Below are 5332 nucleotides of genomic sequence, written 5' to 3' on the forward strand. Positions count from 1 at the left end.
CAGGATATGCGCTGTGATGGGCCGCGGGACCGTTTTGAGATTCACGAAGTAGCCAAGGAGATGATCCTCTTATTCAGGCAACTGGAGAAAACAGAAGAGGAGGAATTTGAACACCCTTCTCCGATTCTCGGCATTCGGCTCCAATTTGCCTTTGCCGCCAGAATGTCCGAAATCCTGGCGCTGCGATGGGAGTGGGTAGACCTGGTCGGTCGCCGAGTAGTCTGGCCCGACAGCAAAACCGGTGACATGTCCAAACCTATCAGCTCGGAAGCCTACGAACTGCTCTCTGATGCCGCAATCCACAGCAAATCGGAGTACGTCTGCCCTGCTCTGGAAGATCCCAACAAGCCGTTGACCCAAAACGCCTACTATGGCGCCTGGCGCCGCATACTGAAAAGGGCCGGCATCCCCCTTGTTGGCACACACGGCATCCGGCATCGCGCTGCCACCGACATCGCCAATTCCGGCATCCCGATCAAAGTGGGTATGGCACTGACCGCTCACAAAACCGTGACCATGTTCATGCGATACGTTCATGTCGAGGACGATCCGGTGCGGGAAGCAGCCGAACTGGTGGCAAATCGACGCCAGATTATCACCAGGCTGAAATCAAATAAGGCGGAACCCTAATGACCATTCTCCAAGAGTGGGGACAGACTGAACGCCAAACGGCTAAAAATACGTATTTTCTTTTATTATCACCACCGTAGGAAGCCTACACCGTACTACGCAATATGGCCTGAAATGGCATAGTTTGGCGATCAAATTGCCCCAGATTTTCCCTAAGAAATCGGCCGGTAACTTGGGGCATATCTCAGCGTATGCAGTAGTACTTTGCTGGGGTTGGAAGGAACTCCCACAGACACGTTGGCTGACAACACCGTGACTCACAGGACTCCCATGGTACTATCCGGCCCACACAAACAGGTGCCGAGTCCGGGTATCATCGTGGAAGAAGCCAAATGCGTAACAGCCTAGAACAATATCAGGTCTGGTTTTATCTGGTTGCCATCCTGGCCGGCATGGCCATCGGCTGGATGTCACCAGAGCAGACTCGTCATTGGGAAGCGCTGCTTTGGCCGGCCCTGGGTGTTCTCCTGTACACTACTTTCACTCAGGTACCACTGATACATCTCAGGTCGGCATTTCGTGATCGCCGCTTTCTGGCCGCTTTGCTGACGGGCAATTTTATCCTGATACCGGTGGTCGTTGGTCTTCTGTTGTGGCTGTTACCGGATGATCCCGCTATTCGTCTCGGCGTACTGCTGGTACTGCTGGTGCCCTGTACGGACTGGTTTATCAGTTTTACCCATCTCGGTGGTGAGGACGGTGCCAGGGCCATAGCGGCCGCGCCGATCCTTCTGCTGGTCCAGCTCATTTTGCTACCCATTTATATCTGGCTCTTCATGGGCAATATCGCCATTGAACTGGCGGTTGGCAGCCACTTGCTGCCGGCATTCTTCGGATTGATTGTCACCCCGCTGATCCTGGCCTGGATTACCGAACGGTTGACGGAAAAGCACCCGCGCGCGCAAACACTGGTGGACTGGCTTGGGTGGCTGCCCGTGCCGTTGCTGGCATTGGTGGTGTTTCTAATTGCCGGCTCCCAGGTCAGCCTGGTGATCGACAATGGCGCCCTGCTGTGGTCGGCGCTTGTGGTTTTTGTACTTTATCTGGTTGCCGCCGCTACCATCGGCAAGGGGCTCAGTGAGCTATTCGGGTTCACGCCCACTATCGGCCGCACCCTCACCTTCAGCTTTGGTACCCGCAACTCCTTCGTCATGCTGCCGCTGGCGCTGTCACTGCCGGAGCCCTGGCGTGCCGCCATCGTTGTCATCGTCTTCCAATCCCTGGTCGAGTTGTTTGGCATGGTGGCGTATCTGCGTTGGCTGCCGCGCCTGATCAGGAATGCCGACTGAGCCGGGAACGCAGCCTTACCCGGCGCAACAGGACAATTGAGTCACGTCCTTGGTAAAAGTCTGGGCGCAGAGCTTGAGCCCTTCCACCATGGTCAGGTAGGGAAACAGCTCTTCAGCCAATTCCTGCACGGTCATATTGGCCCGCATCGCCATGACCGCCGGCATGGCGCGAAGATCGAGCATAGCGTCGCCGCCGGCCATATTGATCCCGGCCCGGCTGCCCCCGGCGGCAGCCACATAGACGAACTGCGGTTGGTCGGTGCAATCGCCCGCCACTCAGGGCAGCGCACTACGGACACACGTAACGCCATGGGAGTCCAGTCCTTTCTATGTGGTTGCCTTTATGCTAGGCTCACGATCAAATTCCGGGACCACTTGCATGATTAAACGCTGTTTCATAGTCGCAATGACGCTGTTGATTGCTTTGCAGTCAGTGGCGTCTATTGCCTATGAAGCACAACCGCACAACCCCGCAATGCCACATTATGATGAGCATTCACACGAATCAGCGGATTTTTCCAGCGAAAATCAGGCAACCAAGTCGTCTCCCGACAGCCCCAGTCATTCAGCGGACCATTACCATCACAGCCACAGCTGCTTTCACATGGTATTGCTGGGAACCCTCACAGACATTTCCGGCTTGGCTGCGGGAATAGTACAGTCCGACTACCAAGCCAACTTCACCACCGGGGTTCAATCCTCCCTTTTCCGCCCTCCCATTTCCTGACCCTGCGAATACCTTCCCCACCCGGGGAACAACTGTCATTTAGACTTTCGTAGGAGCAGTCCCATGCTTTTCAGAATGCCCGTAAAAAAGGGGCGGCGCGCAATGCCGTGCCACTCTATTATCCATGCCTTTTGCCTTCTAACGCTGGCATTTGGTTCTACCCTGGCACTCGCCGGGGAGAAACCGCTCACTCTGTCCAAAGCTCTCTCGCGGGCCATGGCACAAAACCCCGGCCTCCAGGTCTTCGATTTTCGCCTTCAGGGTCTTGATGGCCGACGCATCACGGCAGATCAAAATCCTGCCCTGGAGGCCGGCCTGGAAGTGGAAAACTTCCTCGGCAGCGACAATCTGCGAGGAGTTGACGGGGCAGAGTACACCCTATCCCTGTCATCGGTTCTCGAACTTGGCGGCAAGCGTCAGGCCCGCGTCAGCGTGGTTGACTCACGATACGGGCGCGTCGAGGCCGAGCGCCGGGCCGAGACCCTGGATCTCTTGGGACAGGTGACCCAGCGCTTTGTCGCCACCCTGGCCCTGCAGGAAAAACTCCAACTCGCCGCTGAAGCCGTGGCGCTGGCCGAGGCCACCCACGAGATCGTCACCCGTCGCGCCGACCGCGGCGCGGCGCCCCAGGCCGAAGTCCTGCGCGCCAGGGCCGCGCTCACCCAGAGTCGTATTGAGCAGTCCCATCTGCGAGCCGCCTACGAGAGCCGGAAAATGGCTCTGGCTTCCCTGTGGGGTGATACCAGCCCGGACTTTCAAATGCTGGAAGGCGACCTGTTCCAGTTCGGTTCCTCCGACAACTTCGTTGCTCTGTACCAGCGGGTCAGCGACAGCCCGGCCATTCAAATCTACGCCAGCGAACAGCGTATCCGCGAAGCGGAAATTCAGCTGGCGCGCAGCCAGTCCGAGAGCGACATCCGTTGGCAGGTCGGCATCCGGCGTTTCGAAGAGACGGATGATACCGCCTTGACCGCTGGGCTCTCGGTACCGCTCTTTTCCGGACGGCGCAATCGCGGCGAGGTGCAGGCCGCCCTGGCGGCGCGGGATGAGGTCCGATTCCGCCGGGAGGATACCCTGCTGCGCCTCCATTCGCGCCTGTTCGACGCCTACCACTTGCGGCAACAAAGCATCGAGACTGTTGAGCAGATTCGCAGCCAAATGCTTCCCGACCTGACCGAGGCACTCACTCAGACCCGCGAAGCCTATGAAAACGGCCGCTACAGCTATGTGGAGTGGACCGCCGCACAGCGGGAGCTGCTCTCAGCACGGGAGGCACTGGTCGACGCCGCCACCACGGCGCTGCTCAACCAGGCGTTGATCGAACAACTTACGGCGCAGCCACTCGCGACTGTTCCGGGCGCCCCGACGCGCTAACCCACAAATTCAGGATTCACACCATGCAACTGATAAAACAACTCTGTCTGATTCTGGTGGCCACCTGCCTTGCCATCAGCCCCTTACAAGCTGCCGAGGAACAACACGACGAATCGCAGGCAGAGGCCAGGGGGCCTCACGGCGGCATACTGCTGCAACAGAACGACGCCACCGTCGAACTGCAGATCTTCGAGCAGGGGGTCCCACCGGAATACCGGGCCTGGGTCACCAGGGATGGCCGCGCCGTTACTGATGATATTGACCTCAATGTCCAGCTCACCCGCCTGGGTGGGCAAGTGGACACCTTCGACTTCGCCTACCAGGGGGACTACTGGCTGGGGGATGGCGTGGTGACCGAACCCCACTCCTTCGACGTAGAAGTGAGCCTCGCCATGGACGGCAAGAACTACCGCTGGCACTGGGAATCCCACGAAGGTCGCACCCGGATCGCCCCGGCTATCGCCCGAAAAGCGGGTATCACAACGGCCGCAGCCGGGCCGAGTGCCATCGAGCGCAGCCTCACCACCTACGGCAGCCTGACCACGGCACCGCAGCAGATTGCCCGGATCCGCGCCCGTTTCCCGGGCGTGGTCAGCCAGGTGAAGGTCAATCTGGGCGATCGGGTCGAGCGTGGTGACGTGCTCGCTCAAGTCGAGTCCAACGAAAGCCTGCAAACCTACGCACTGCGAGCGCCCATCGACGGGATCGTCATTGAGCGTCGGATCAGCAACGGAGAAATGACCGGGGAGCAACCCCTATTCGCCATTGCCGATTTGACCACTCTGTGGGCGGAATTCAAGGTCTTCCCCGGCCAACGGGCCGAGGTTGCCATTGGCCAGAAAGTCCGACTGAAGGCTGACGGCATTGACCGGGAAGGCACCATCCGCCGCCTGCTGCCGGCACCCGGCAACGCGCCCTACACCCTGGCCCGGGTCGAAGTCGACAATGCCGAGGGACTGCTGACCCCCGGTTTGCTGGTGGCCGGGGATATCGTGGTGGAAACGGTGGAGGCCCCCTTGGTGGTTGACAACCGCGCCCTGCAATCCTTCCGGGACTGGACCGTGGTGTTTATTCAGGTGGATGACACCTACGAGATCCGCCCACTGGAGCTGGGCCGCAGCGACGGCAACCTGACTGAGGTGCTGGGCGGCCTGCAAGCAGGCGATCGCTATGTGGTGGAAAACAGTTATTTGATCAAGGCCGATATCGAAAAATCCGGCGCATCCCACGACCACTAACCAGGAGGCTATGATGATCAATGCCATCTTACGTCTCTCGGTAGAGCGGCGGTTTTTAATGTTATCCCTTATTC

At 58.9% G+C, this 5332-nt stretch carries 5 protein-coding genes and 1 pseudogene; 5 read left to right on the top strand and 1 reads right to left on the bottom strand.

The window, feature by feature from the left end; genetic code table 11:
* The coding region (locus tag AAC035_RS18270; protein ID WP_339806530.1) for a site-specific integrase at nucleotides 1–630 on the top strand (630 nt) is incomplete at its 5' end.
* Between the two features lie 332 nt (nucleotides 631–962).
* Entirely contained in the window at nucleotides 963–1919 is a 957-nt protein-coding gene (locus AAC035_RS18275; protein WP_339806531.1) for an arsenic resistance protein, read from the top strand.
* Nucleotides 1920–1934: 15 nt separating this feature from the next.
* Here the strand turns inward: AAC035_RS18275 and AAC035_RS18280 are convergent.
* Nucleotides 1935–2204, bottom strand: a pseudogene (locus AAC035_RS18280) (hypothetical protein); the annotation flags it as partial.
* 94 nt (nucleotides 2205–2298) lie between these two features.
* Here AAC035_RS18280 and AAC035_RS18285 point away from each other — a divergent pair.
* From AAC035_RS18285 to AAC035_RS18295, 3 genes are all read left to right on the top strand, one after another.
* Nucleotides 2299–2646: a hypothetical protein gene (locus AAC035_RS18285; protein WP_339806532.1), complete on the top strand. Its 348-nt coding sequence runs from the start codon at nucleotides 2299–2301 to the stop codon at nucleotides 2644–2646.
* A 63-nt stretch (nucleotides 2647–2709) separates the two neighbouring features.
* Nucleotides 2710–4020: a TolC family protein gene (locus AAC035_RS18290; RefSeq protein WP_048512612.1), complete on the top strand. Its 1311-nt coding sequence runs from the start codon at nucleotides 2710–2712 to the stop codon at nucleotides 4018–4020.
* A gap of 23 nt (nucleotides 4021–4043) precedes the next feature.
* Nucleotides 4044–5258, top strand: coding sequence for an efflux RND transporter periplasmic adaptor subunit (locus AAC035_RS18295; RefSeq protein WP_339806534.1), 1215 nt, complete (start codon nucleotides 4044–4046; stop codon nucleotides 5256–5258).
* The last annotated feature ends 74 nt before the right edge of the window (nucleotides 5259–5332 follow it).

This window comes from uncultured Marinobacter sp. (genome assembly GCF_963974375.1).
In the GTDB taxonomy this organism is placed as follows: domain Bacteria; phylum Pseudomonadota; class Gammaproteobacteria; order Pseudomonadales; family Oleiphilaceae; genus Marinobacter.